This window comes from Secundilactobacillus paracollinoides (genome assembly GCF_001702155.1).
Lineage (GTDB): Bacteria > Bacillota > Bacilli > Lactobacillales > Lactobacillaceae > Secundilactobacillus > Secundilactobacillus paracollinoides.
This window is the reverse complement of the sequence record NZ_CP014912.1, coordinates 1,913,686-1,937,898: the sequence shown is the minus strand read 5'-3', so window position 1 is coordinate 1,937,898 and position 24,213 is coordinate 1,913,686. Positions and strand designations below refer to the sequence as shown.

Here is a 24,213-nt window from a genome sequence, read left to right as displayed (position 1 = left end):
CTGGGGTAATAAAATGGTCATCGCTTTGTTTGGCGATGACCATTTTTTAGTTTGGCTTGTACGATAAGTTTAGTAGCTTTCTTGTCTTCGTGGCCGAAACGCGTTCCAGAATAATGTTAAGTGATAGTCCGTTGCATTCCGCAATTTGGCACGGCACTGTCGTGGCTCGCGATAAAGCTAATTCGATTTCTGCTGCGCAGCTCTCGAATGGATCTTCATCGTCTCGCACATCAGTAACCGACCCAAGGACGGTCGCTAACTGATGTCGACACCACAGCGCCGTGCCAAATTGTTCCATTCCACTGATATTGAGCTTATTTTTACCGTTAGTTAAGCATCACATTTGCGTTAAACCGAGTCCGAGGTGAATCCCCCTCGACTGCTGGTAAGCCTCTTGTCATCGATGCTTCGCACAATCTGCTAAGTACAGTAACAATCAGTTGACAGGGTCCATGACACCTGCTGGCTTCCGAACGAAGCGACATTAAAGTGCTACTTTGATAACCCAACAATGGAAAATCTTCCAGAAGGCAAGAGGCGACCATGTGAGTAACTCTGCGCCTTAACCGCCTTCTTCCACACTCGCCACTACACTATTGTTTCCAACTCTAACAACTTCGAGATCTCATAAGTCGGTTGCGTATCAGTCTGGTTGTTAACCCCATTTGGATTGAACCAAACTGAATCCAAATCAAACCCATTTGCGCCCTTAATATCTGAGGTAAGTGAATCACCAATCACAAGTGTCTTAGATTTATCAAAGTTAGGAATTTGGTCCGCCACCAGTTCGAAAAATTCTGGTTCTGGTTTTTGTGCGCCTAGTACTTCGGAAATAAAGACGTTCTCGAAATAACCGTTGACGTGCGCATCCGCTAATCGTTTCCGCTGCGTCGCCGCCACGCCATTTGTGACAACGTACAACTCATAATTAGGCTTTAAATCAGTAATCAACTGCAGGGCATCCGGTTCAAGCTCATGCCCCTCAGCGAGGTGGTCCCGGTATAGTCTTTCAGCACGCGAATCATCAACTTCTGAGTGTCCCATGTGCGCAAATAAATCATGGAATCGTTTGACCAGTAGCGCTGGTCGTGTGATCTGCCCCACTTCGTATTGCCGCCAAAGCGATTCATTCAGTTGATGGTAATAAGCATAAGTTTCTGAACTCAATGGAAGGTTTAAATCTTGAAAAAGATGGATAACAGCCTGTTTCTCCGCTGCTTGAAAATCAAAAAGAGTATCGTCAACATCAAATAAGAGTGTTTGATAACGCATCATGAGGCCTTCTAAGCCAGTTTATGTTTTCGACTAAACATCCGGTATCCCGTAATCACCGTTGCCACTGCACAAATCACGATGGCCAGCCAGAATGCAATGTGCATCCCGTAGATAAAAATATCCGGTCGACCAGCGACATAGGTCGTCACATGCCGCCCTTCGTAATGGCTCATGGCAGCAAATAACACCGTGGTTGCGCTCGAAATGCCGATCACCATCCCGAGATTTCGTGCAAGCGCGTTCATCCCGCCAGCAACACCCAGGTCTTTCGGTGCCACGGCGTTCATAACGATCGTGTTGTTTGGTGCCTGAAAGATCCCGTTGCCAAGTCCAACTAAGCCGATGTTGGCCGTAAACAGCCAAAGCGGTGTACTTAGACTCGTTAGCATGTAACCGACTTGGCTGATTAAGATGAAACACAGGCCAACAAACGTGATCATCTCCGGACCAATTTATCAGAAAGCGTCCCCGCTACTGGTGCCACGATCACCTGAACAATTGGGAAAATCATCAGAATGTACCCTGCCATATTGGGCTTTAACCCGCGGGCATTTTCTAAATAGAACGGCGCAATGACGTTGAAAAAGAAGTTTGTAATGAAGATCAGAAACCCACATAATAAACTGATTGAAAATTCTCGATTCTTAAATAGTGTAAACGATAATAACGGTTTTTCCAACCGATTTTCGGTGTGCACAAACCAGTAACCAACAATAATGGCAACCGCAAACAGCGCAAGGATCCACGGGTTCGTGAACCCAACTTCCTGTCCAAGGAAAATGGCAACAAAGAAGGATACCATCAGCAATGCCATGCTGGTCGCGCCGCTGCGGTCAATCTTTTCATGCGACATCGTGATATCCTTTGGAAAAATTGCCCGTCCAATCAGAATCGTCAAAATACCAACCGGGACGTTGATCCAAAAAATATAGCCCCAGCTCAAGTGTGCCAGCACGAGGCCACCAATCCCAGGACCGGCAATCGACCCTAAGGCCACAAAGGACCCAATCGTGCCTAATGCGCGACCACGTTCATTAAACGGAAAGACTTCCGTAACGATGCCGTTACTGTTCGCCATAGTCATCGATGCGCCAAGCGCTTGAACGACCCGTGCGCCTAATAACAGTGGAAAGCTGCCATTAAAACCGGCTAGAAGCGACCCAACCACAAACAATCCTGTCCCAATTCTAAAGATACGAATTTTCCCCAGCGAATCACCGAGTTTTCCGAACAATAATAGCAAAGCACAGATAACAATAAGATAGATGGAAACGACCCACTCGGACTGGTTCATCGGTACCTTAAGATCCCGACTGATCACGGGTAATGCCACGTTTACAATACTGGCATCCAACGTCGACATAAAGGTAAACAGCCCCGTTGCCGTCAAAATCAGCCAGCGATGTTTTTGGACATTTTCGTCTTCTAAATAGCTTTTTTCAGCCACTACGACACCCCTTTTTCTGAACATTTTTTTGATTCTAGATAATTAATGTACGCTTGACAACGTCTCCAAGTCAAGTCTATTAGACCGGTATATTTTGACATTTTCATGACGGATAGCTATGATACTTGGGAAGTATTATGAGGTGATTACACCTATATAAACGAATTTACACACGATTTTGTTTTAAATGACCTAAATTTTCTAAGAAACGAGGCACACTAAAATGACTGAACCTGATAATCGTTTCTATCAGCCAAAGGACGCCAAGGACGCGCTGCGCTACATCGAAGGTCTCTTTAACCAGTACGTTCAAGCGCCGCTGACCATGGAGCTGATTGCCTATCATCAAAAATTAGTCAAACAAATTGAAGACGATATCATCCCCACAGCAAAGGCAGCACATCAGGATGTCCAGGTAAAAAATGCCGAACAAATGGTGGATGCCATGCACACCTGGCTAAGAACAAGAATGAACGGCCAACCATACGCGGGAAAAATGCGCCACTTTAAGTTCGAGGCGGACAATGCTCGAACAAAATATAAGCGTAAAGTGCTTAAAGGTAGGAGATCAGGGGGGCATCGGTCGGTGAGACATGGGTAGAGAGTGGAGCAAGGCGGTTTAGGGGCGCTGTGTAACGGGCGTTTGTCTAAAAGTCCGGGTCTGACTTTTAGACAAACGCCCGTTACACGTTAGCCCCTTGCCTTGCGAAACTCGTTTAGTCTAGATAACAAGGGAGCGCAGTAGCTAGGACTACTCTGACTGCGAAACCCCAGAGTGTCCGGATCAGACTTTCGGACGTAAACTGACTCATGTTGACCAGAGGTGCTCGATCCAAGTAATCAAGAAATTCTCGCCAACAAACCTATTTCAACAATTAACTTAAAATCCAGCCAAACGTAAAAAGTGCGCCTCCAGTAAGAATTACTACTGAAGACGCACTTTTAATTTAGTTAAAGCTTTATAGATTTCGTTCAATCGAGACTTCTAGGCCTCATAGCCGAAACGTGTTCCAGCAGGCAGAGGGCGGAGCCTAAGCAACTTCCGGTACCAAATCCAAACCCGGAATTTGATCCCGAAAGTTACTTAGGCTCCGCCCTCTAACCGCCTGCTTCCACACTCTAATACCATCCATTAGCTTCCCAGAAAGACTTCGCTGCTGACCATGAACCGTACCGTGATGAGACGTACTGGTTGGCAACCTTTTCCTGGTTAGCTGCTGAATAGTCACCGTTCAAGTATGACGCACTTAATTGATACTTCCCAATGTATGAGCCATTGGTTGCTGTGTATGAACCGCCTGATTCCTTGTTTGCGATCCACGCCTTTGCAGAAGCATCTGAGCTAGACGTTGACGATGATGATGACGTCGTTGTGTTGCTTGAAGTGGTCGTGCTTGGCATGTAGTTGCTGGTTGTTGACGTTGTCCCAGTAGTTGAGCCAGTATAACCGGTCGTTGACTGGGTGCTATTACTATAGTTAGCACTGTTGTTAACAGTAGCTGACTGGGTGCTGTACGTGTTTGATGACGTTGTGCCATCAGGAATGGTTAACACTTCGCCAACATAGATCATGTGGTTTGAAATGCTGTTTGCCGTTTCGATCGCGTTGATCGTTGAATTGTTGTCCTGAGCAATCTGCCATACAGAATCACCGGACTTAACAGTAACCCGTGTATCAGCGCTTGCTGTGGTTGCGTTGAACCCAAGCCCTGCTGCGAAAATTGCCGTTGCACCTAGTGTTGCCAGTAATAATTTTTTCATGTAAGTTGAAAACTCCTTTTGTTTAATTGATGATGCCTATACTACAGACCCAACGTTACAGGCAAATATGTATGGTATTACAGTTCAACCGCAACCATTTCAAGAAATCTTCAAACTGTCATAATTTGTCATAAATTAACGGCAAAATGACTAGATAAATCGTTTTAATTGCACAAATACCGCTATTTCGTCCTATATTTCATAAAATTAAGGATTTGATTAGTTTTTCATCCGTTTTAATGAATCCTAATACGCAACATCTGACTAAATTCTGTTTGACAATGCCCATTGGACTTCGGTTTATGTCAGTGACTAACCTTCTCATGATTACCTAAAAAATAGGTTTGGATAACGAATCACTGCAATAAAAATCGCCAACTTAACGATTAAGTCGACGATCAAGTTGCTTCAAATATGAGTGGCAGAATCCAATTTGGACCGCTAGAACAAGCTACGCCAGTGTTTTTTCAAGAAATAAAGTTCCAACAACAGGGTTATACCGATAGGCTTCGATTGCGTGGAAGCCGAGTGCCCGATAGATCTTCTGAGCACCAGTCATTGTTGGTAAGGTATCCAACCGGATACGTTGATACCCCTTATCAGTCGCAATCGCAATGATGCGTTCGACCAGCTCTGCGCCAAGTCCGAATTGTCGAAAATTGGGATCAACGTAGAGCCGTTTTAACTCGGCAACGCCTTCCGAAAATTCGTGAACAGCCACCACGCCAGCCGGTTGACCGTCAATCTCCGCAATCAACAATGCGCCTTTTGGACCATTATAGCGGGTATCAAGGCTCGCAATTTCTTCTTGAAAATTCTGAAACGACAGGTCCAGATTGAGTGTTTTGGAATACGCTAAGGTCAATTTTTTAGCAATTTCAAACTCAGTTGCTGTCCTGGCTTGTATGTAGGTAATCTGTTTGGTCATTTGTCATCCTTCTTTGAGGTCAAGTGATCCTGTTTTGATAACCACTTGGCCGTTTTAGTTGATACTAATGTTGCTAATTCCTCATCCGTTGTCCCTAACTTATGGAGGATTGCCAACGTCACCAATAGCACGTCCGTCAATTCTTCCTTGGTATTCGCAGTCGTGAGCTGCTTATACCCACTGCCAGACGCATGCTGGCTTGATAGGTAAGCCTGACTGGATTCGCCAACTTCTTCCATTAATTTCAAGAACTGTTGGGACACCGTTTTAGGTTCCTGTTCAGCGGCTAACCGAATTTGTTTCATTAAATCTGACACATCGTCACCTCCTTGGTTACCCTCAACTATACCATGCTAGGTCGACGAATCTATCGGTCTTACGAAAATGATTGCACGATGTGTGACCATCCAGCCACGCCGACAGAACAGCCGCCTTGCTGTTTATATACAATTATAGTCACATTTTGTTTAATAAATCTTTTATTTCTTAGCGAGTTGATGTTGTTATCCCTATCGTTCTATGGTACGCTTTGGGCATATTAAGGGGCTTCATAGGGAGGAAAATTATGAAAATGCACCGTTTATTAAAGGGTATTGCCGCTGTTCTTGTCACTATCGGGATTGGCGCCACAGTTCTGCATCAGCCAGCAACTGCACACGCCTCATCCGTCTTTTCAAAAACGGATGTTAAGGGACCCACAGGTTATTTCAAAAGCGACAAAGCAGGGTTTGCCTTTAGGTGGGCTAATGTGAAAGTTAAATCCGGTACTGCCCGCGTGATCATTATGGGCGACTTTAAGGCCCCTCAAGTTGCGGTCATGTTGCCAACGAAAAATACAATCACAAATAATCGAACGAAATTCACTGCGCGTTTCCACACGCTCTCTAGCGCTGGTAAGGTTGGGACAAAGAACTACTATCTTTACCTTAATAAGAAGAGCAGCACCACGTATACCGCAAAACTGACCAACTACCGTAACGGCCGGGCAGTCAGCACAAAGGGAACCACGTATACGTTCACAAGAACGACGAAAAATCCCGCATCAACTTATGCAACCAAGTTTACAAAACCGACGATCACTAAGGTCTTTACAACGGCAGCAAACACCGAAGCTAAGGCACAAAAGACTGATATTACGGACTCTGATTACCAAGCAGCGCTTAAAAAGGCAGCCAACACATATGCCACAAAGGTTGCTAAGCAGGTTGTCACCGCCTTTGATCTGAAATAAGCATCACGATGAAAACGTCCAGCCAGGGGCGTTTTTTTTATTGCTTTGAAAAATCCGCAGCAATGATAATTTGCAACATTATAGTTATTAATGTCCCGTATCTTAAGTTTGGGTTAAATTATTTCGCAACGCAACTATTGCGCTAGTCAAGCATTCGAATAAGTCTTATAATGATAGTCGGGAATTGTTATAGGTTAACTACTGTCTGTAACTGCGGTCGATATTTACGCCCTAAATGTCGGAACCGCTGGCGTTCATTAGCCTAAGGAGTGAACATTTTGAGTCAAAGAATGATCGATATGTCCGGTCACCGAATCGGACGTTTGGTCGTGATCAAACGAGCTGGTAAGTTAAGTAACGGGAACATCACCTGGTATTGTCAGTGTGACTGCGGGAATAAATGTGTTGTTGACGGGCACCTGTTACGTACCGGACGCACCCTTAGTTGTGGGTGTATCCGCAAGCAGCGTTCCCGGGAACTTATTCGTAATAATCCAAAAACACGACAATTTATCGGCAACTGGAAGCCATTAGAAAAAACGTGGCATCCCCGTGCGACCGACCGCCGCAAGAATAACAGCAGCGGCATTACCGGCGTCAGCTATGACCAAAAACAAGACCGTTGGATCGCCCGGCTCTACTTTAAGGGCCGCTACGTCCTCAATAAGACTTTTGATAACAAAGCCAATGCCGTCGAAGCACGACGACAAGCAGAATTACGCTACCTGACCCCTCAAGAGCAGGTGGCTCAGCACTAAGTAAAAAGGCCCTACGAACATCACTGTTCGCAGGGTCTTTTTGATACTATGCTTCGGTCGTGATTGGCTCAAAGTTCAAATAACCGCCGTGGTCTTCATGCAGTAAGGCAACATCCTCACCAGCCGCTTGACGCTCATGAACCCTGTGTTCGCCCCATTCAGCCATATCAACGAGCAGTTGCCGCAGGGTCCGGCCCTCATCCGTCAGGGCATACTCCACCTTGGGTGGCACCTGAGAGTACACTTTCCGACTGATGATCTTATCCGCCTCGAGTTCACGCAGTTGTTGTGTCAACATCTTCGAGGTGATGTTCGGCAAATTGCGTTTCAATTCCCCGGTGCGAATGGGGCCATTGCCGAGATAGCACAAAATCATCGGTTTCCATTTGCCACCAATGACTTCCAACGTTGCTTCAACACCAATGCGATAAATTTTTTTCATGACCTGCCTCCTCCAATCCCTGATATGAGTCATTAGTTACTTTTTGGGTACTATCGCACTAAATAGTACGTACTTGTTTGTTATTGTGTAGCCACTATACTAACACTTGCATCACCAAAATAACAAGTGGAGAGGTAATGACGATGACAACTAACCAATTTTTATCCTCGTTTCAATTTAACAACGGTCTCACACTGAAGAACCGGGTCGTGATGTCGCCCATGACGACCATGACCAGTTTCTATAACGGGATGGTCACCAGCGATGAGCTGAACTACTACGCTGCCCGGGCTGCCGGACCAGGAATGGTCATTACCGCGGTGGCAAACGTTGCCGATTCTGGCAAGGGCTTCGAAGGCGAACTCTCAGTTGCGAGCGATGATATGATTCCTGGCCTGACCAAGCTTGCCCGCACCCTGCACCAAAACGGTACCAAGGCCATTATGCAGATTTTTCACGCCGGCAGAAAGTCGAACCACCATATTCTCCGTGGTGACCAGCCAGTGAGTGCCAGTGCGGTAGCAGCCGTTTACCCACCCGACTCTGAAACACCCCGTGCTCTCACTGAAGACGAGATCCAGCAATTGATCGTCGACTTTGGCGAGGCAACTCGCCGCGCCATTGCAGCCGGGTTTGACGGCGTTGAATTACACGGTGCCAACACCTATCTGTTACAGCAGTTCTTCTCACCTAACTCAAACCAGCGCACAGACAACTGGGGTGGTTCGCGTGAGAAACGCATGAATTTTGCGTTGGCAGTGATCGATGCCGCAAAGTCAGCAATTAAGAAATACGCCGACCGACCATTCTTGCTAGGCTACCGAATCTCGCCAGAGGAAATTGAGAATCCTGGCATCCGCCTTGAAGATTCCCTGTATTTCGTCGATCAGGTCAAGGACAAGATCGATTACCTGCACCTTTCAATGGGGAACTATAAGCGGACGTCGTTGAACGATAAGACCAATACGAAAACACTCCTGTCGCAATTTGCTGCTCATACTAATGGCACCATTCCGCTGATCGGTATCGGTTCGGTTGAAACGCCGGCAGATGCCAATGCAGTGTTAGCTGACGGTGGCGACCTCGTTGCTATTGGCCGTGAATTGCTTCGTGAGCCGCAGTGGGTGCAAAAAGTGGCCAGCGGTGACGCCGCTAGTTTGCGCTTTGAGATCAGTCCAAACGACATGGATGAGCTGGCAATTCCGAGTGTCATGCAGACTTACCTGAAAACGTCCTTCCATGATGTCATGCACTTTAGTAATGATGCAAATAAGGCCCAGGATTACCAGAACACCATGGCACCAATGGAGGGTTTTGAAAAGAAGCTGTAAAGTAATCGATTTACCCAGGTTGTGATTCCTGATCACCCATCATTCACGATACACCCCCATTCATATGAAAGGGATGACCAAGCAACTAATGGTCATCCCTTTTACTTTCTAAAAAAATAAGTGGCACTGTGGAAAAATAACCGTTCAAAAAAGTCAGTCAATCAAAAGCCGGCCTCACAAAAATGGAACCGGATACCTGAAAACGATCTTTCCTTGATCAGTGCCATCACAACCCACTAGTCAACACATTAGGGCATGACCCTTTCTTGAATTTCGACCCAGTTCTCTCTATAATGAGTGATTAGCGTATAAATTTAAAGAATGTGACGCAGTCCTGCCCGATTACACAGGGCCGCGTCAAAGGATGTTGAACTTATGTTAAAGGAACACGAAAATCTAACAATGGCCATTTCGACTGTTGTGTTGGGGGTCGTCGTTGGGGCGGGTTCCCTTTGTCTGGGATTATTTTTAAATGTGATTGAACGACTGTTTTTGAGTTTTAATGAAAACGAATTTCATCCCTATTCCTGGTTAGTCTCACCGACTCACCGGCTGCTATCCGTCTTCATTGGCGGCATCATCGCGGCTATCGTTTGGTGGCTGATGCGCACTCGGATGCGCCCAACTGTTAGCCTTGCAAAGGGTGTTGACGGTGAAGACATGCCGGTGTGGACAACGATCGTTCACGTCATGACGCAGATCTTCTACGTCGCCACTGGTGGCTCAGTTGGCCGTGAACTGGCACCACGAGAATTAGGTGCCATGATCTCTCAAACTTGGCAACGCTTCTTAAAGCGCGTGTACAAGGTCGAGTTGACCGAGGACGATCGGCGGTTGCTGGTTGCGGCTGCAGCTGGTGCCGGATTTGCCGGAGTCTACATCGCCCCAATTACCGGGGCACTGTTTTGCCTGGAAATTCTCTACAAAAAAATCACGAAACGTGCCGTAATGGTTAGTCTGACCATGTCTGTCATCGCGATGTTAATGGGCGCAATCCTCAAAGGGTTTCGGCCTTACTACGCCGTTGGAACCGGCGATTTCACGCTGAAATCTGTTGTTCTGGTTCTTGTCATCGGCCCCATTAGTGGTCTTGCCGGTGCCTACTTCCGAAAGGGCTTCAAGTGGGCCGGCGCCAAGCAGACTCGAAACAACAATCTTTTGTGGCAATTGCCGCTCATGGGGTTGATTACCGGTCTGATTGCCATGCATTACCCAGAGATCATGGGGAATGGCCGAGCATTAGCGCAGACTGCACTAGACAACAAATCAGCAAGTTTGATTTGGATCTTCTTACTAGGTGCCCTCGCGAAGGCACTGGTGACGACGTTTACGTTGCGCGCAGGCGCTGCCGGTGGGACGCTGACCCCATCAATTTCAGTTGGTGCAGTCATTGGAACCGCCATTGGCTTTTGCGCAAGCCTCTTTATTCCTGGCGTCTCCATCTGGCAATGTGGCGTCTTAGGCGCAAGTTCCCTGCTTGCCTCATCACAACAGGCGCCGTTAATGGCCCTCTTCATGTTGTTTGAAGTCAGTCATTTGAATTACTCAGCACTGTTGCCGCTCGCCATTGGCGTCAGTCTGGCGATGCTGGTATCGACTTGGGTTTTGAAACCTGCTAAAGATTAAGCAATCTAAAAAATGACCTTAGTAGCAACTGCTACCAAGGTCATTTTTATTATCCTAGATCCACGCCACCGTCAATCCGTAATACCTGACCGGTGATAAACGCATTATCCATTAAGTAGAGATACCCAGACGCAACTTCTTCTGGTTTTGAGACCCGTTGAAGCGGCACACCCTGTGCAAAGGCGGTCTCTTGGGCCTGCTTATCTTCAGCTGACATATCACGCCACAACCCCGTTGGCGTCCAGGTTGGTGACACAGCGTTAACACGGTAATCAGGTGCCAGCTCAACTGCCAGTCCTTCAACCATTAAATTAATGTCGTGGTTCCCAATGATTGCGCCAGACGCCGTTGCTGGAGAGCCGCCCGACCCCGACGTAAAGATCATTGAGCCACCAGGGTTGAGATGCTTGCTGGCCGTTTGTGCGACCCGTAAATTATCGAAAAATTTGGCTTCAACGGCCGTCCGAATGTCAGCCAGCGAATTATCCAGGAATCCACCGCCCATTGCACCACCCAGCATCGAAACAACGTGGTCGAACCGTTCTGGCTGGTCAAATAGTTGCGCAAGATCTGCCGGTTTCGTGGCGTCGAGCGTTAACCCGCGAACCTGTGTGAACATATTCTGCAACTGTTCTACAGCTTGGTTCACGCGGTCAACATGGCGGCCAACAATCGTCACATCTGCCTTTTGAAGCACCGCCTGGCGGGCGACGGCCAGTCCAAAGCCTGAAGTTCCGCCAATAATCAAAATATGTTTGCCTGTTAAAGTCACCCAATCATCCTTTCAGTCTGTGCTCAGTTGTGTGTTGATGCACCTGACTCTAAGGTACCATTAGGGTTTTGGAAAATGCAACCATTTTGTAGAGAGTGAAAGAAAACGTTTATGTGCAACATTCTGCTTTCTGTAGGGTCTTTCCATTACTGAGTGATAGTCCGTTACATTCCGCAATTTGGCACTTCGTGTGGTGGCTCGAGACACAGCTCCGTGCCAAATTGCTACATTCCACTGATGCTGAACTATATTTTTACCACTGGTTAAGCATCATAATGGCGTTAAAACTAGTTTGCAGAGAACCCGCTCTCGACTGCAGGCAAGACCCTTGACAGTAATACTTCTCACAATGTGCTAGTGACACTAACGATTGATTAACAGGCTTCGTAACAACATTTATGAAGTCTTACCTTCAATGTTAATATGACAAGTTTTGTAGCGTAGTGGAGCCGTTCGGCATTGCAGGCTGTGGTGTCGGTATTAGTTAGCGACCGTACTTTGGTCGGTTACTAATACCGACACCACAGCCTGCAGGGCCGAATGGCGCAACGAAGCGACATGACAACACTATTGAATCACAAGGTCTTTTCTGTAATTCGTTAGTCTACGTCATCAAAAAAAACGGTCAGATAACCTCAATCCAACGCATCCCGCGCCCCGCGTGGAATTTGCGTTAACTTAACCCGTTCATAGCTTTTAACACCCTTACTAGCCGACCAAAGCACCTTGACATAGTGGCCCTTGGTAAACCTAACACCGGCCATTGAATGAACCGTCAACGCCTTGCCCTTTCCGGCTTTGTCATACCCCGTCATTTTATAAACATAGACGGTCCCCATATTTTTCCCATTATCAGACTTCTCTGTGTAAGACCTGTCCAGTTTGCCGACCTGGGCAAAATACGTCTGCCCATGGACCTTTGAATAGCCTAAAATTGCAGTCGGCACGATAATCATCACCGCAATGACTAACCACACCCAAGTTTTTTTCTTCATGCTCGGATCCTCCAAATAGTTGGTTAATTACTTGACTAACTAACTATATAACACGAAGGACTGTTTTGCAATTAAAAAGTAACTAAAAAAAGCCAAGACCTTATCCGTCCTGACTTTTTTAAAGATAGTTTAGTTTCGCTATTCAATAAGCATTAACCCATCCGTATCTAAAATCTCAACCGTACTGCGCCCTGACTGACTGATCAGGTGCTGGTTCGAAAACTGGGTCAATTTGCGACTGATTGTTTCTGGTGAAGTCCCCAAATACGCCGCCAAATCTTTTTTAGCAAGGGGCAACTTAAACGTGGTTTCGCCTAATTCAGAGCTCGTATCAACCAAATAGTTGGCTAACCGTTCACCTACACTCGTCGTTAACGTTGCTGCTGCTTGTGATTCCAGCGCCGCCACACGAGTTCCCAGGGCATTAAGCATGTTTAACGCAACCGACTGAGAAGCCTGCAGCAGTTGCTGAAACGCTGTTCGTGAAATCATGCAGGCCTGCGTGTCGACCATGGCCTGAGCGCTTGTCTCTCGGCCGCTACCGGTAAACAAGACTGCTTCGCCATCAAAGTCACCGGTTGACAGGACGCGGATCAATTGTTCGCGCCCGCTTGCCGTTGTTTGTGTCACCTTGACCTGGCCCTGGGCAACGATGATCAGCGATTGGGCGTCGTCGCCAGCCATGAACAAATAATCCCCCTTTTTGAAAGTCCGTTCCTGAACCAAGTCTGCGATGGCTTGGGTCGTTGCTGAATCTAATTTTTGAAAAATGGGTACTAGTTGCACACAGGCAACTGCATCATGGTGTGCCATACGACCGCCTCCTTTGGCCTTTAATTTACCCTTAGTGTACCAGAATTTTGCTTGGTTTCCTTGACCGATGTCAAGTTAGCACAATTCGTTTAAATCACCTATACCAATCGTATTATAATTCTTTATGCGACACCGCGTTCAAAATCGGTCTCAAGTTCATTTCAACCTGATACAACCACCCCTGTTGTCTCTTCTGCAAGAAACATCAAAATGTCCCACATCCCGCGTTAATTTGCTTGGTTTTCCCACCCGAACCAATTATAATGGTGACTGGTCGTTCAACCCGTCATGATTATCATTTAGAACCCCATCATGACCGGCTTTGACTCAAAAATACCTGACCAACTGGGGGAAGACCAATGACTGAACCAATTATTCGTCTTGAACACGTGATTAAACGTTATGATGAAACCGAAGTGCTTAAGGGCATTGATATTGAACTAGAACAAGGAAAATTTTACACGTTGCTGGGTCCTTCTGGGTGTGGAAAAACAACGATTCTGCGGATCATCGCAGGCTTTGAGGACGCTACCGAGGGCAATGTGCGCTTTAACGGCGACCGCATCAATGACCTCTCGGCTAACAAACGACAGGTCAACACCGTTTTCCAAAACTATGCGTTGTTTCCGCACATGAACGTGCACGATAACGTCTCCTTTGGACTGCGCCCGCAAAAGACATTTTCAAAGCAAGAAATTAACGAGAAGGTCACGCAAGCCCTGAATTCTGTGCGCCTTAAGGGGTTTGCCGACCGCCAAATCAGTGAATTATCTGGTGGGCAGCAGCAGCGGGTTGCCATCGCGCGGGCAATCGTGATGAACCCGAAGATCCTATTGTTGGACGAGCCGCTGTCAGCACTGGATGCCAAGCTTCGCCGCGACATGCAGTACGAGTTGCGCGACTTGCAGCAACGGCTTGGCATCACTTTTTTGTTTGTGACGCACGACCAGGAAGAAGCGTTGGCAATGAGTGATGAGATCTTCGTCATGAATGATGGCCGCGTCCTGCAGAGTGGGTCCCCTGTCGATATTTACGATGAACCGATCAACCACTTTGTTGCGGATTTCATTGGGGAATCCAATATTTTAAACGGCACCATGGTTAAGGACTACGAAGTTGCCTTTGTCGGCAAGACCTTTGAATGTGCTGATGCCGGCATGCGGCCAAACGAACCAGTCGAAATCGTTTTACGGCCGGAAGACCTGGACATTACGACGATCGATGCGGGCAAGCTAACCGTGACGATCGACAGTCAGCTCTTTCGTGGTGACTACTACGAAATCGTCGCAACCGATGCCGACCACAACGAATGGCTGGTGCACGCCACCAATCCATCCGAAGAAGGCCAACGGGTGGGGCTGACCTTTGACCCCTACGATATTCACGTCATGCGGCTGCACGAGTCAGAGGCCGATTTTGACGCCCGGCTCGAAAAATATGAGGACGCGGAGGAGACGCAATCATGAACCGTCGACAATTTGCCAACTGGACATACTACGTCCCGTACGGCCTCTGGATCGGCCTCTTTGTCATCGCGCCGGTTGGCCTGATCATCTACCAGTCGTTTTTAAACTTAAACAATCACTTTACCCTGCAAAATTACGCGACCTATTTTAAGTCCAGTACGTATCTCATGATGACGGTCAATTCACTATGGTGGGCCTTTTTAATTACGGTGTTTACGCTGCTGATCAGTTATCCGGCAGCGTACTACATTCACCAACTCAAACATCGCCAGCTATGGATCTTACTCACTATTTTACCGACCTGGATCAACCTGTTACTTAAGGCTTACGCATTTATCGGGATTTTCAGCCAGTCGGGGATCGCCAACCAGTTCCTAGGCTTGTTTGGCATCGCGCCGCAACAGATATTATTTACCAACTTCAGTTTTGTGTTCGTGGCGACCTACATTCAGATTCCGTTCATGATCCTGCCAATTTACAACGCCATTGATGACCTGGATCTTTCCTACATCAACGCTAGCCGTGACCTAGGGGCGACCAACTGGCAGACGTTTACCAAGATCATTTGGCCCCTGACACTGCCTGGCGTTAAATCCGGCGTGCAGTCTGTGTTTATCCCGTCACTCTCCCTCTTTATGCTGACCCGATTGATTGGCGGCAACAAGGTCATCACCCTTGGGACTGCGATTGAAGAACACTTCCTCACGACGATGAATTGGGGCATGGGCTCAACAATCGGCGTCGTATTGATCGTTGCCATGGTCATCATGATGATTCTGACTGGTGAACGCCGCACGGATGGGAGGTTGTCACGATGACTCGAAAACGATTCCGGTGGTCCTATTTATACCTCATTTTAGTGTTCGCCATTCTCTACGCCCCAATACTCTTTTTGATCGTCTACTCCTTTAATTCCGGCAGTACCATGGACAGTTTTCAGGGACTGACGCTCGCACATTACAAAACGTTATTTGCTGACGACCGGCTGATTGCTATCGTGTTAAACACCGTCATTATTGCCCTGCTCTCAGCCAGTATCGCCACCGCGGCCGGCACATTTGGTGCACTTTGGATCCATCAGACCAGCCGACCCGTGTTTAAAAACACCCTTTTGTCGTTAAACAACATCCTGATGGTGTCTCCTGATGTGATCATCGGGGCCAGTTTCCTGATCTTCTTTACCACACTGAAGGTGCCTTTAGGCTTCATTTCAGTGCTATTAAGCCACGCTGCCTTTTCAATTCCCATCGTTGTCTTGATGGTCCTTCCGCGGCTCAAGGAACTGAACACGAGTATGCTGGACGCGGCGGCAGATCTTGGTGCCACCCAGCGTCAAATCCTCAGTAACGTGGTGATTCCGTTTATCACGCCAGGCATCTTTGCCGGTTTCTTTATGGCGCTGACCTACTCGCTGGATGATTTTGCGGTCACCTTCTTCGTGACTGGGAACGGGTTTTCCACCCTATCTGTTGAAATTTATTCGCGGGCACGCCAAGGCATCAACCTTGAGATCAACGCGCTGTCCGGCCTGATTTTCCTCATTACGCTGGTGCTTATCGTGGGATACTACCTCATGTAGCAGGCTGCGCAAAAACGGCAAGCACGGCAACGCCGACGGGCACGAAATGAGGTGGCTGACTGATGAAGCGACTCGTGAGCTATCTCGTTTTGATTCTGGCGCTCTGCGGACTGCTTGGATTTGGCGTTCAGCGGTTAAATGCGAGTGACCATTCAAATGGCGGCAACAAGGTGCTCAACCTCTATAACTGGGGCGATTACATTGACCCAGCCCTCATCACAAAATTTGAAAAACAAACTGGTTATCACGTTAATATGGAAACCTTTGATTCAAACGAAGCGATGTACACCAAAATCAAGCAAGGCGGCACTGACTATGATTTGACTGTGCCAAGTGACTACATGATTGAAAAAATGCGGGCTGCTCACCTGCTGGTCCCGCTGGATAAGTCAAAACTCCACGGGATGACCAACTTTGATCCCCGGCTGATGAATAAGCAATTCGACCCGCATAATCGCTATTCGATTCCCTATTTCTGGGGAACACTCGGCATCGTTTATAACGATAAATTTGTGAAGCCCGGGTCGCTTCAACACTGGAATCAACTGTGGTCGCCAAAGTACAAAAACAACATTATGTTAGTCGACTCCGCCCGCGATGTCTTAGGATTCGCGTTGGCGTCAAACGGACAATCGATGAACACCACTAATCTCAAAACATTGGAAGCGGCCAAGGACAAACTTGACCGGCTCAGTCCAAATGTCAAAGCCATCGTCGCAGATGAAATCAAAATGTACATGGCAGAAAACGAGGCAGCGGTTGCCGTCGATTGGTCGGGCGAAGCTTCAGAAATGATGGCCAACAATCGCCATTTACACTATGTTGTCCCTTCTGAAGGCAGCAATTTGTGGTTCGATAACTTGGTCATCCCCAAGACCGCCAAACACTACAAGGCAATCTACGCCTTCCTCAACTTCATGATGCAACCGAAAAACGCCGCCCAAAATGCTAAGTACGTCGGTTACGCAACCCCTAACAAGGCCGCCCAGCAACTGCTGCCTGCATCCGTCCGCAATGATCGGCAGTTCTATCCAGACGCAAAAACAATGGCTCATCTACAGATCTATCAGAATTTGTCACCTGAGATGGTTGGCAAGTATAACGATTTGTATTTGGAGTTTAAGATGCACCACTAAATACTGTTGGCTGATTTGATAGATGTGACTTGTCGCTCCGTTGCGCCGGCCGGCCCTGCAGGCTGTAGTGGGGTCGCGAGGAAGCTAACTTTTGCGTTGCAAAAGTGGATCTCCCTCACTCCCGCATGAGTAAATGACCAAAGAACGGTCATCAACTCATGCTTTCACTACTGCCTGCAATGCCGGCCGGCTCCACTACGCTACGATACTTGACATTGTTAACATAGATGGTAAATTTTCAAAAGTAGTGGCATAACCCCTGGTAACCAATCGTTACTGATGACTAACGTATTGTGAGAAGCATTGCTGTTAATAGCCCGACTAGCAGTCGAGGGCGAATTCTCCGAAAACTAGTTTTAACGCCACTGTGATGTTTAACTTGTGGTAATTAGCAAGTTCAATGTCAGTGGAATGTAGCAATTCGGCAGGTTGTCGTGGTGTCGACATCAGTTAGCGACCGTACTTTGGTCGGTTACTGATGTGCGAGACGACTGAGATCCACTCGAGAGCTGCGCAGCAGAAATCGAGTGGATCTCAGTCGCGAGCCACTACGACAACCTGCCGAATTGCGGAATGCAACGAACTACAACCAAGGCTTATCTAGCTTGCACCCTCACCTAAAATAGGACTAGAATAGGTTAGAGGTGATTTCATGGCACAATCTACAAATGAAAGAAAACATCAAGTTATCATTGATATGAATGACTTTTTATTAGAATATGCTGCTAAAAAATTAGGCAACAAAGATAACCTGGCTGAGATCGTATTCGAGGCTGGTAAGGACGACCTTAAGGGGCTTGATGACCTGTTTAAAGACCAGGGCGAAGGCCGCCTGAAGTCCTACCAAGCAGTTGGTGAAGGCGCCATTTCAGATGAACCCAGCGTGACGGATCAAGAAACCGCTGAGACTCGGTCTGAGGCACTCACCAAGGAAGCAATGGCCTACCTTGGTAAGCATCTGCAAGAGTTTGACTCTTGGAAAAACAACTAACTTGTCACTAAAAAACGACGGTGCAGTCGAATTGCAGCCGTCGTTTTTAATTGGCGTTTTTTATAACATTGTGAATTTATGTCAACCTTAAAAAATCATCATTGAGCGGCTTTTTAACCCTATCTTATTACTCTAGGATTCATGTGAATGGCGCTAATTCAACCTTAATCGAACCCTAAAAAGACCTTTCGTTTTTCTTTATATTCCATCACAAAATTCTTAAACTTTCAGTATTTCACAATCTTTTGACCAGTTTGATGCTATAGTGCTTCTAACGTTAACGCAACCGTTAGCGAACGTAATGATTTTCTATTATAAAGGAGCGAATGTCCATGAAAACTGGCATGAAGAAATCTCTCTACTTAGGGTTAGCCGTAATGTCGTTAGTTGGTGCAGGTGCCGCCAGCGCCACAACTGCGAGTGCTAAATCCTACGCAACAATCAAATCGGATAAGACATTAACCACAACGGCCAGCAGCCGGAACGTGACTTTAACAGGAACCAACGCCATTTACAGTAAGGTGGGTACGTCAAAGGGTGCCAAATTAGTCGTGACCAAGACGACCGCCAAGAAGTTGGCGAAGTCGACAAGCGGCAAGGCTAATTTCCGTGCTTACAAGGTTGCGGTAACAAGCCACGGCTCGGTCTACTATAAGGTCGTCTCATTTGACGGAACCTATCGTGGCTGGATCTACGGTGGCAAATCAACGTCTGCCTTTGCTGGCGGGATCAAGACATATGACACCACGAGCTCAGCGACTGCCCCATCGTCAACAGTTACTTATAAGTTGAGCGCGTCGACCAGCTCATCATCCAACACCCTGTTCTACGCCCAACCGTCGTACGCAGAATATAAGATTGGCCGGGCTAAAGTAAACGGGTCGACCCTGACGTCAACAAGTGCCTACGCGGACGCCACATTTACCTTTAGCGCCGCCGAAAAGACTTCCCGCGAAGGCGACACCTGGTACAAGATCGCCTCGGTAAACGGGTCGACAACAAACGGTCTCGTTGGCGCCTGGGTCAAGGCATCGAACGTAAGCCAAACCAACGCTGAGCCAACCGCAACATCGGCGAACAGCGTCACGGTCGTTTACCGCGATTCCAGCGGCAATATCATTTCGACCGCCTCAAACAAGTTCATCGCCGCATCCGGGACATCGACAGCCGAAGGTCAAACGGTCGGCTCGGACAAAAACACGGCTGGCGAATCGCTTGAAACGTTTGCCAAGGACAACGCGCCGTCGGGGTACACCGTCACGAGCACGTCTGATCTCTCATCGGCCGTCTATGGCGGAACCGCCTACGTCACCGTTGCGAAAGCCGCAACATCGAAGGTCAGCTTCGTTAACAGTAACTACAACACCTTGTCATCAAGTGACTTTGCGAATGGCTACCCATCGTTAACCACCACCCAGCAAGCCGCTTTAACTGGCACAAGCGGGTCAACGATCAGTTCGGATGCCTACACGGATAGCGGGTCGATCGGCAGCCTGTTCCAAGGCACCTCAGAAACGGTCTACGACAGTGCAACCGGGACCACCAGCAGCACGAAGTCTGGTTATGTTGGCGAAACGGCAAGTAATGGCCGGTCTACCTTCTACGTCTATGACGCCGCAAAGACCGCTGCAGCCAACAGTAATTTGAGTTATGGCGATACGATCAAGGTTGTCTTTGACACCTACTATATCACTACCCCATCGACCACGACTACGACTGACACTGGGAACACCAGTTATGTCAGCTAATCGCAATCGCGCCTGCAACACAAAAAATCTTATTCCGAATGAGTGCTAGCATGCTGTTAACAATCAATGCTCACGAGTCACCAAACCGCTCGTGAAAAAGAAACCACGTCTCACACAAAGTCTAATTGACTCTGGTGAAACGTGGTTTTTTACATCGCAAAATTGTGTTTTAGCCTTCGCCCCAAACGGCAGTTGCGAGCTTTTTAACGAGTTCAATTTTTGCCCACTGCTGAGCCTCCGTCAAAACGTTGCCCTCTTCAGTCGAGGCAAAGCCGCACTGGGTACTCAGACAGAGTCGGTCGAGTGGGACATATTTGCCGGCTTCGTGAATCCGGTCGATGATGACCTTAGGATCCTCGAGCTTCCCGTCTTTGGAAGTGACTAGCCCCAGGACAACGAGTTTATCAGTCGACACTTTTTTCAACGGTTCAAACCCACCAGCGCGTTCTGTATCGTATTCTAAGAAGTATGCAGAAACGTTTTCTTGGCTAAACAGCGGGTCGGCAACAGAATCATAACCGCCGGCTGACGCCCAAGTGGAGTGGTAATTTCCACGACAAATGTGGGTGTTCACGGTTAAATCAGCAGGAAGGTCAGCAATCGCCTGGTTGTTAACGGTGACGTACTGTTGCTTCAAAATGGTCAACCGTTCCTCATCCTGCGATGCATCTGGGCGGGCACCATCGTGTTGGCTCACGAGCATGCCCCAGGTACAGTCATCTAACTGGACGTTGCGACAACCCGCGTTGTAAAGGTCTAAAATGACTTGGTGGTACGCCGCAGCGATGCCTTCGATCAGATCATCATCCGTTGGGTAGTACGCTTGCGTAGCCTTTAAATTTTCTGGTCGCTGTAATTCCGCCAAAAACTGAGCGGGTGCTGGAATCGTTTGCTTCACCAACACATTATCGCTGGCGTGCTTCAGGGTGAACTTGAAATGGTCAACGAACGGATGGTTGGCCCCACTAAGTAGGCCGGTCAACCGCGCACTTTCAGCCCGGGTCTCTTCATCATGGAAACTGTAGCCAGAATCCAGGGCAACTTTTTCAACACCCTGTAAGCCCCAGAAGAAGTCTAAGTGCCACCAGCTGCGCCGAAATTCGCCATCGGTAACCGCGTGCAAGCCAGCGTTCTCTTCTCTCCGTAACAGCTCAATGATCGATTGGTCCTCAACCTGTTTGAGTTCGACGGCGTTGATCTCATGGTTAGCGAACTGGTCACGAGCACGCTTAAGTGATGATGGGCGCAGAAAGCTGCCAACGACATCGTATCGAAATGGCGAGGTGGTGCGCTTTGTAAAGGTTTTTGTTGTGGTTTCACTCATTTAAAAAATCTCCTTTATATATTCTCATTTGCCAATATTGCCCGTTAATCAAAAAAATCGTCCCTATACCAGTGTTCTGGTATAGGGACGATTTTTCGTGTTACCACCCTAGTTCGTACTGCGTTCACACGCAATACCTCGAGGTACCTGCTGATACCCGGCCTATTATCGGTGGCAACCGGAAGCAAAGCGTGAACCTTGCGACTGCTCTGAGCTCATCTTCGTCACGATCATGGTTACCGCTTCTCACTTACACGGTTCACTGAATACCACTCACGCAACTACTCTTCTCATCAACGCATTTTGATTAACGATTAATTAAATTCTAGGTAGATTATATGAGATTCCACTGTGAATGTCAAGAGACTAACTATCTTGACGAGTAGCGGCAATGTCAATTTCACGCACATTAACATCTTGCGGCATGTGGTAAATGAACCCGACCGCTTCAGCGACGTGCTTAGGATCCAGTGACAGCCCACCCATCGTTTGTTTCCAAGCTTCGTAATCCTTTAAGGCACCGTCATCGGTCACATGGGTCAACAGGTCCGTTTCAGCAGCGCCAGGTGCCACGATGGTCACCCGAACATTGTTGCCAGAAACTTCCTCACGAATGGTTTCAGATAATCCGTGAACGCCAAACTTCGATGCAACGTAAGCGGCATGGTTAACAAACGTCTTTTTGCCAGCCAACGAGGAAATATTGATCACCGTTCCGCTTTTACGCGCTACCATGTCTGGTAACACAAGCTGCATGCCGTTTAACACCCCCATGACATTGGTGCCCAACATCGTTTGCCATTCCTGTGGGTCCTGATGCAGCACATTGCCTAACAACATAACGCCCGCATTGTTCACCAGCAGATCAACTGGGCCATACACTGCCTCAGCTTCTGTAATGGCTGCGCCAAAGGTAGCCTTATCGGTGACGTCAACAGCTCGAACCATGACCCGGTCAAAATTTAACGGCAGTGCCTCAATCTTTTCAACGCGACGTCCTAGTAGTAACAGCGCGTATCCTTCTTCGTTAAACTGTTTTGCCATAGCGGCACCAAACCCAGATGATGCGCCTGTAATCACGATCAATGGTTTTTCCATTTTTAATTCCCATCCTTTTTGTTATGATGTAAGCCACTATAACAGCTCAAGTTAGCTTGAGCGCAAGGAGAAGAACTTGAAAACTTATTCGATCAGTGAAATTGCCGCAACCTACCACGTGACCGTCCCCACACTGCGGTACTATGACGAGAGCGGTCTACTGCCCTTCGTAAAACGCAACGCCGCGGGTCAGCGGGTTTTTACGGATGATGACCTTGGGTATCTTGAAGTTATCGACTGTTTAAAACAATCCGCTATCCCTTTAAAGGATATCCGAGTCTTTATCGATTGGTGTATGCAGGGTGATGAAACACTACCAGAACGGTTCAAGTTCATGACGGATCAAGAAACCCTGCTGGAACAGCGGATTGCAGTTCTCAATGCTAATCTGGACTTTCTGCGATGGAAAAAATGGTATTACCAAAAAGCCAACGAAGCTGGTACTGAACAGGATTTTTTGATTCCGGGTACCAAAATCGTCGACGGTAAATGGCGGCAGATTTATCTCAAAGAACAGGATGACGCAAAGTAGGCTTTTATAGACCAATGGTTCATGTGGCGCTGTCATGCCGCTCCGTTCCCGCCAAAATAGCAATAAAAAAGACACTACCTAAAAGTTCTGGAGTCGTCTTTTAGGTGGTGTCTTTCAATTCATTTCACAACAATATCATAGTGACTGCCATAGGTCCCGCGGTCGTGAACGACCCCAACGCCCAATGGTGTTTTGATTTTTGTGCCAAATTTTTTGTTATTGGCTAAAATGAGATAGCCGTTTTTATCACGGCCGTTTAGCGTGTAGGTTCCATCGGATGTATATGCGCCCATCCCATAGACGTGGCTACCATTTGGAGAGTAATAGGTAAACACCCGCTTATGGTAGTAGACACGCCCCATGCGCTTAAAGACACTCACGCTCATGACGGCATCCGAACTCGGATTATATTTGGCCTTTGCGTATGCTTGCGGCGCGGCCGTTGACAATGAAGGCAGTGCCAGACCACCAATCATCGCAACACAGATAATGATGACGTTTAACCACTTTTTAACTGACACTGTTCTTCATTCCCCGATTCCTTTAAATTTTCTTAACAACCCGGGGAATAGCATACCAAGAAAACGTGACGTGCCTGTCACATACAGATTACCTAATTCTGTTGTTTTGTCATAATTGAAATAAAAATGTAACACTATCCGTGTAATGCTTTAAACCATGCACTTCGAAGGTCCGTCCCAACAATCTGTAACACCACGTTAATGAGTTGGTCTGGCATGTAATCTTCGCCGTTAAGCTCTGCAACGTGGCCGTTCACGTGCGTAATTTTGGTGCCGTCTGTTTTCAACTCAATATTGTAGGCTTTTAGTAATTCAGTCAATTTTTGAAGATCTGCTGCAGTCATTTCTGATGCTCCTTTTTTAGTCTCCCATCAAGTTTACCACAGACTCAAAAAACTACCGGTCAACTGTCCGGTAGTTTTTTAAGGAGAAATTCTGT

The 24,213-nt window shown here is 47.5% G+C and carries 24 protein-coding genes and 1 pseudogene; 12 read left to right on the top strand and 13 right to left on the bottom strand.

What is annotated here, in order from left to right; translation table 11 throughout:
- Positions 1–588 precede the first annotated feature (588 nt).
- Both AYR61_RS08205 and AYR61_RS08200 read right to left on the bottom strand, forming a co-directional pair.
- On the bottom strand, positions 589–1,275 hold the full coding sequence (locus tag AYR61_RS08205; protein WP_225353184.1) for a YjjG family noncanonical pyrimidine nucleotidase: 687 nt from the start codon (positions 1,273–1,275) through the stop codon (positions 589–591).
- Between the two features lie 8 nt (positions 1,276–1,283).
- A pseudogene (locus tag AYR61_RS08200) lies at positions 1,284–2,746 on the bottom strand (MFS transporter).
- Between the two features lie 199 nt (positions 2,747–2,945).
- Between AYR61_RS08200 and AYR61_RS08195 the strand changes: the two are divergent.
- On the top strand, positions 2,946–3,323 hold the full coding sequence (locus tag AYR61_RS08195) for a hypothetical protein (RefSeq protein WP_065902573.1): 378 nt from the start codon (positions 2,946–2,948) through the stop codon (positions 3,321–3,323).
- 518 nt (positions 3,324–3,841) lie between these two features.
- On the opposite strand, the gene apf is transcribed toward AYR61_RS08195, so the two are convergent.
- The 3 genes from apf to AYR61_RS08180 form a co-directional block, all read right to left on the bottom strand.
- The gene (apf, locus tag AYR61_RS08190; protein ID WP_054710192.1) at positions 3,842–4,483 is read right to left on the bottom strand and encodes an aggregation-promoting factor; all 642 of its coding nucleotides are present in this window, start codon (positions 4,481–4,483) and stop codon (positions 3,842–3,844) included.
- Positions 4,484–4,934: 451 nt separating this feature from the next.
- Complete coding sequence (locus tag AYR61_RS08185) at positions 4,935–5,411, bottom strand: GNAT family N-acetyltransferase (protein WP_054710188.1); 477 nt, start codon at positions 5,409–5,411, stop codon at positions 4,935–4,937.
- On the bottom strand, positions 5,408–5,728 hold the full coding sequence (locus AYR61_RS08180; protein ID WP_054710184.1) for a MazG-like family protein: 321 nt from the start codon (positions 5,726–5,728) through the stop codon (positions 5,408–5,410). The genes AYR61_RS08185 and AYR61_RS08180 overlap by 4 nt, the downstream gene beginning before the upstream one ends.
- A 248-nt stretch (positions 5,729–5,976) precedes the next feature.
- Between AYR61_RS08180 and AYR61_RS08175 the strand changes: the two genes are divergently transcribed.
- Positions 5,977–6,642, top strand: coding sequence for a hypothetical protein (locus AYR61_RS08175; RefSeq protein ID WP_054710181.1), 666 nt, complete (start codon positions 5,977–5,979; stop codon positions 6,640–6,642).
- 278 nt (positions 6,643–6,920) lie between these two features.
- On the top strand, positions 6,921–7,400 hold the full coding sequence (locus AYR61_RS08170; RefSeq protein ID WP_083215525.1) for an AP2 domain-containing protein: 480 nt from the start codon (positions 6,921–6,923) through the stop codon (positions 7,398–7,400).
- Between the two features lie 46 nt (positions 7,401–7,446).
- Here AYR61_RS08170 and AYR61_RS08165 read toward each other — a convergent pair whose 3' ends face one another.
- Positions 7,447–7,842, bottom strand: a complete 396-nt coding sequence (locus AYR61_RS08165; protein ID WP_065902571.1) for a winged helix-turn-helix transcriptional regulator — start codon at positions 7,840–7,842, stop codon at positions 7,447–7,449.
- Positions 7,843–7,985: 143 nt separating this feature from the next.
- Between AYR61_RS08165 and AYR61_RS08160 the strand changes: the two genes are divergently transcribed.
- Together AYR61_RS08160 and AYR61_RS08155 are read left to right on the top strand one after the other, a co-directional pair.
- Positions 7,986–9,173: an NADH-dependent flavin oxidoreductase gene (locus tag AYR61_RS08160; RefSeq protein WP_056987942.1), complete on the top strand. Its 1,188-nt coding sequence runs from the start codon at positions 7,986–7,988 to the stop codon at positions 9,171–9,173.
- Positions 9,174–9,548: 375 nt separating this feature from the next.
- Positions 9,549–10,799, top strand: coding sequence for a chloride channel protein (locus AYR61_RS08155; RefSeq protein ID WP_054710173.1), 1,251 nt, complete (start codon positions 9,549–9,551; stop codon positions 10,797–10,799).
- Positions 10,800–10,848: 49 nt separating this feature from the next.
- On the opposite strand, the gene AYR61_RS08150 is transcribed toward AYR61_RS08155, so the two are convergent.
- The 3 genes from AYR61_RS08150 to AYR61_RS08140 all read right to left on the bottom strand — a co-directional run bounded on the left by AYR61_RS08150 (position 10,849) and on the right by AYR61_RS08140 (position 13,379).
- A complete protein-coding gene (locus tag AYR61_RS08150; protein ID WP_054710171.1) occupies positions 10,849–11,571 on the bottom strand; it encodes an SDR family oxidoreductase in 723 nt (240 codons plus the stop codon).
- A gap of 635 nt (positions 11,572–12,206) precedes the next feature.
- The gene (locus tag AYR61_RS08145) at positions 12,207–12,566 is read right to left on the bottom strand and encodes a YxeA family protein (RefSeq protein ID WP_054710170.1); all 360 of its coding nucleotides are present in this window, start codon (positions 12,564–12,566) and stop codon (positions 12,207–12,209) included.
- Positions 12,567–12,704: 138 nt separating this feature from the next.
- Positions 12,705–13,379 carry a Crp/Fnr family transcriptional regulator gene (locus tag AYR61_RS08140; protein ID WP_054710168.1) on the bottom strand — a complete coding sequence of 225 codons (675 nt, stop codon included), beginning with the start codon at positions 13,377–13,379 and terminating at the stop codon, positions 12,705–12,707.
- Positions 13,380–13,738: 359 nt separating this feature from the next.
- Between AYR61_RS08140 and AYR61_RS08135 the strand changes: the two genes are divergently transcribed.
- The 6 genes from AYR61_RS08135 (at position 13,739) to AYR61_RS08110 (ending at position 20,299) form a co-directional block, all read left to right on the top strand.
- Positions 13,739–14,845 (top strand): ABC transporter ATP-binding protein, encoded by a 1,107-nt coding sequence (locus tag AYR61_RS08135; RefSeq protein WP_065902569.1) that lies wholly within the window; start codon positions 13,739–13,741, stop codon positions 14,843–14,845.
- On the top strand, positions 14,842–15,663 hold the full coding sequence (locus tag AYR61_RS08130; protein ID WP_054710163.1) for an ABC transporter permease: 822 nt from the start codon (positions 14,842–14,844) through the stop codon (positions 15,661–15,663). The genes AYR61_RS08135 and AYR61_RS08130 overlap by 4 nt, the downstream gene beginning before the upstream one ends.
- Complete coding sequence (locus tag AYR61_RS08125) at positions 15,660–16,424, top strand: ABC transporter permease (RefSeq protein WP_065902567.1); 765 nt, start codon at positions 15,660–15,662, stop codon at positions 16,422–16,424. Before AYR61_RS08130 ends, AYR61_RS08125 begins: the two co-directional genes overlap by 4 nt.
- A 62-nt stretch (positions 16,425–16,486) precedes the next feature.
- Positions 16,487–17,560 (top strand): ABC transporter substrate-binding protein, encoded by a 1,074-nt coding sequence (locus AYR61_RS08120; RefSeq protein ID WP_056987941.1) that lies wholly within the window; start codon positions 16,487–16,489, stop codon positions 17,558–17,560.
- A 652-nt stretch (positions 17,561–18,212) separates the two neighbouring features.
- The gene (locus AYR61_RS08115; protein WP_056987940.1) at positions 18,213–18,551 is read left to right on the top strand and encodes a hypothetical protein; all 339 of its coding nucleotides are present in this window, start codon (positions 18,213–18,215) and stop codon (positions 18,549–18,551) included.
- Positions 18,552–18,883: 332 nt separating this feature from the next.
- A complete protein-coding gene (locus AYR61_RS08110; protein ID WP_054710155.1) occupies positions 18,884–20,299 on the top strand; it encodes a hypothetical protein in 1,416 nt (471 codons plus the stop codon).
- 169 nt (positions 20,300–20,468) lie between these two features.
- On the opposite strand, the gene AYR61_RS08105 is transcribed toward AYR61_RS08110, so the two are convergent.
- Positions 20,469–21,623 carry a 5-methyltetrahydropteroyltriglutamate--homocysteine S-methyltransferase gene (locus tag AYR61_RS08105; RefSeq protein WP_054710152.1) on the bottom strand — a complete coding sequence of 385 codons (1,155 nt, stop codon included), beginning with the start codon at positions 21,621–21,623 and terminating at the stop codon, positions 20,469–20,471.
- Positions 21,624–21,989: 366 nt separating this feature from the next.
- Positions 21,990–22,721, bottom strand: coding sequence for an SDR family oxidoreductase (locus AYR61_RS08100; RefSeq protein WP_065902565.1), 732 nt, complete (start codon positions 22,719–22,721; stop codon positions 21,990–21,992).
- A 76-nt stretch (positions 22,722–22,797) separates the two neighbouring features.
- Between AYR61_RS08100 and AYR61_RS08095 the strand changes: the two genes are divergently transcribed.
- Positions 22,798–23,253 carry a MerR family transcriptional regulator gene (locus AYR61_RS08095; protein WP_054710151.1) on the top strand — a complete coding sequence of 152 codons (456 nt, stop codon included), beginning with the start codon at positions 22,798–22,800 and terminating at the stop codon, positions 23,251–23,253.
- 119 nt (positions 23,254–23,372) lie between these two features.
- On the opposite strand, the gene AYR61_RS08090 is transcribed toward AYR61_RS08095, so the two are convergent.
- Positions 23,373–23,774, bottom strand: a complete 402-nt coding sequence (locus AYR61_RS08090) for a hypothetical protein (protein WP_065902563.1) — start codon at positions 23,772–23,774, stop codon at positions 23,373–23,375.
- A gap of 134 nt (positions 23,775–23,908) precedes the next feature.
- Positions 23,909–24,118 (bottom strand): hypothetical protein, encoded by a 210-nt coding sequence (locus AYR61_RS08085; protein WP_065902561.1) that lies wholly within the window; start codon positions 24,116–24,118, stop codon positions 23,909–23,911.
- Positions 24,119–24,213: the final 95 nt, after the last annotated feature.

Excerpts from the sequence above, each read along its gene's own strand:
- AYR61_RS08205 (WP_225353184.1), bottom strand. The coding sequence starts at position 1,275 with ATGATGCGTTATCAAACACTCTTATTTGATGTTGACGATACTCTTTTT.
- AYR61_RS08195 (WP_065902573.1), top strand. The coding sequence starts at position 2,946 with ATGACTGAACCTGATAATCGTTTCTATCAGCCAAAGGACGCCAAGGAC.
- apf (WP_054710192.1), bottom strand. The coding sequence starts at position 4,483 with ATGAAAAAATTATTACTGGCAACACTAGGTGCAACGGCAATTTTCGCA.
- AYR61_RS08185 (WP_054710188.1), bottom strand. The coding sequence starts at position 5,411 with ATGACCAAACAGATTACCTACATACAAGCCAGGACAGCAACTGAGTTT.
- AYR61_RS08175 (WP_054710181.1), top strand. The coding sequence starts at position 5,977 with ATGAAAATGCACCGTTTATTAAAGGGTATTGCCGCTGTTCTTGTCACT.
- AYR61_RS08165 (WP_065902571.1), bottom strand. The coding sequence starts at position 7,842 with ATGAAAAAAATTTATCGCATTGGTGTTGAAGCAACGTTGGAAGTCATT.
- AYR61_RS08160 (WP_056987942.1), top strand. The coding sequence starts at position 7,986 with ATGACAACTAACCAATTTTTATCCTCGTTTCAATTTAACAACGGTCTC.
- AYR61_RS08155 (WP_054710173.1), top strand. The coding sequence starts at position 9,549 with ATGTTAAAGGAACACGAAAATCTAACAATGGCCATTTCGACTGTTGTG.
- AYR61_RS08145 (WP_054710170.1), bottom strand. The coding sequence starts at position 12,566 with ATGAAGAAAAAAACTTGGGTGTGGTTAGTCATTGCGGTGATGATTATC.
- AYR61_RS08140 (WP_054710168.1), bottom strand. The coding sequence starts at position 13,379 with ATGGCACACCATGATGCAGTTGCCTGTGTGCAACTAGTACCCATTTTT.
- AYR61_RS08135 (WP_065902569.1), top strand. The coding sequence starts at position 13,739 with ATGACTGAACCAATTATTCGTCTTGAACACGTGATTAAACGTTATGAT.
- AYR61_RS08130 (WP_054710163.1), top strand. The coding sequence starts at position 14,842 with ATGAACCGTCGACAATTTGCCAACTGGACATACTACGTCCCGTACGGC.
- AYR61_RS08125 (WP_065902567.1), top strand. The coding sequence starts at position 15,660 with ATGACTCGAAAACGATTCCGGTGGTCCTATTTATACCTCATTTTAGTG.
- AYR61_RS08120 (WP_056987941.1), top strand. The coding sequence starts at position 16,487 with ATGAAGCGACTCGTGAGCTATCTCGTTTTGATTCTGGCGCTCTGCGGA.
- AYR61_RS08115 (WP_056987940.1), top strand. The coding sequence starts at position 18,213 with ATGGCACAATCTACAAATGAAAGAAAACATCAAGTTATCATTGATATG.
- AYR61_RS08110 (WP_054710155.1), top strand. The coding sequence starts at position 18,884 with ATGAAAACTGGCATGAAGAAATCTCTCTACTTAGGGTTAGCCGTAATG.
- AYR61_RS08105 (WP_054710152.1), bottom strand. The coding sequence starts at position 21,623 with ATGAGTGAAACCACAACAAAAACCTTTACAAAGCGCACCACCTCGCCA.
- AYR61_RS08100 (WP_065902565.1), bottom strand. The coding sequence starts at position 22,721 with ATGGAAAAACCATTGATCGTGATTACAGGCGCATCATCTGGGTTTGGT.
- AYR61_RS08085 (WP_065902561.1), bottom strand. The coding sequence starts at position 24,118 with ATGACTGCAGCAGATCTTCAAAAATTGACTGAATTACTAAAAGCCTAC.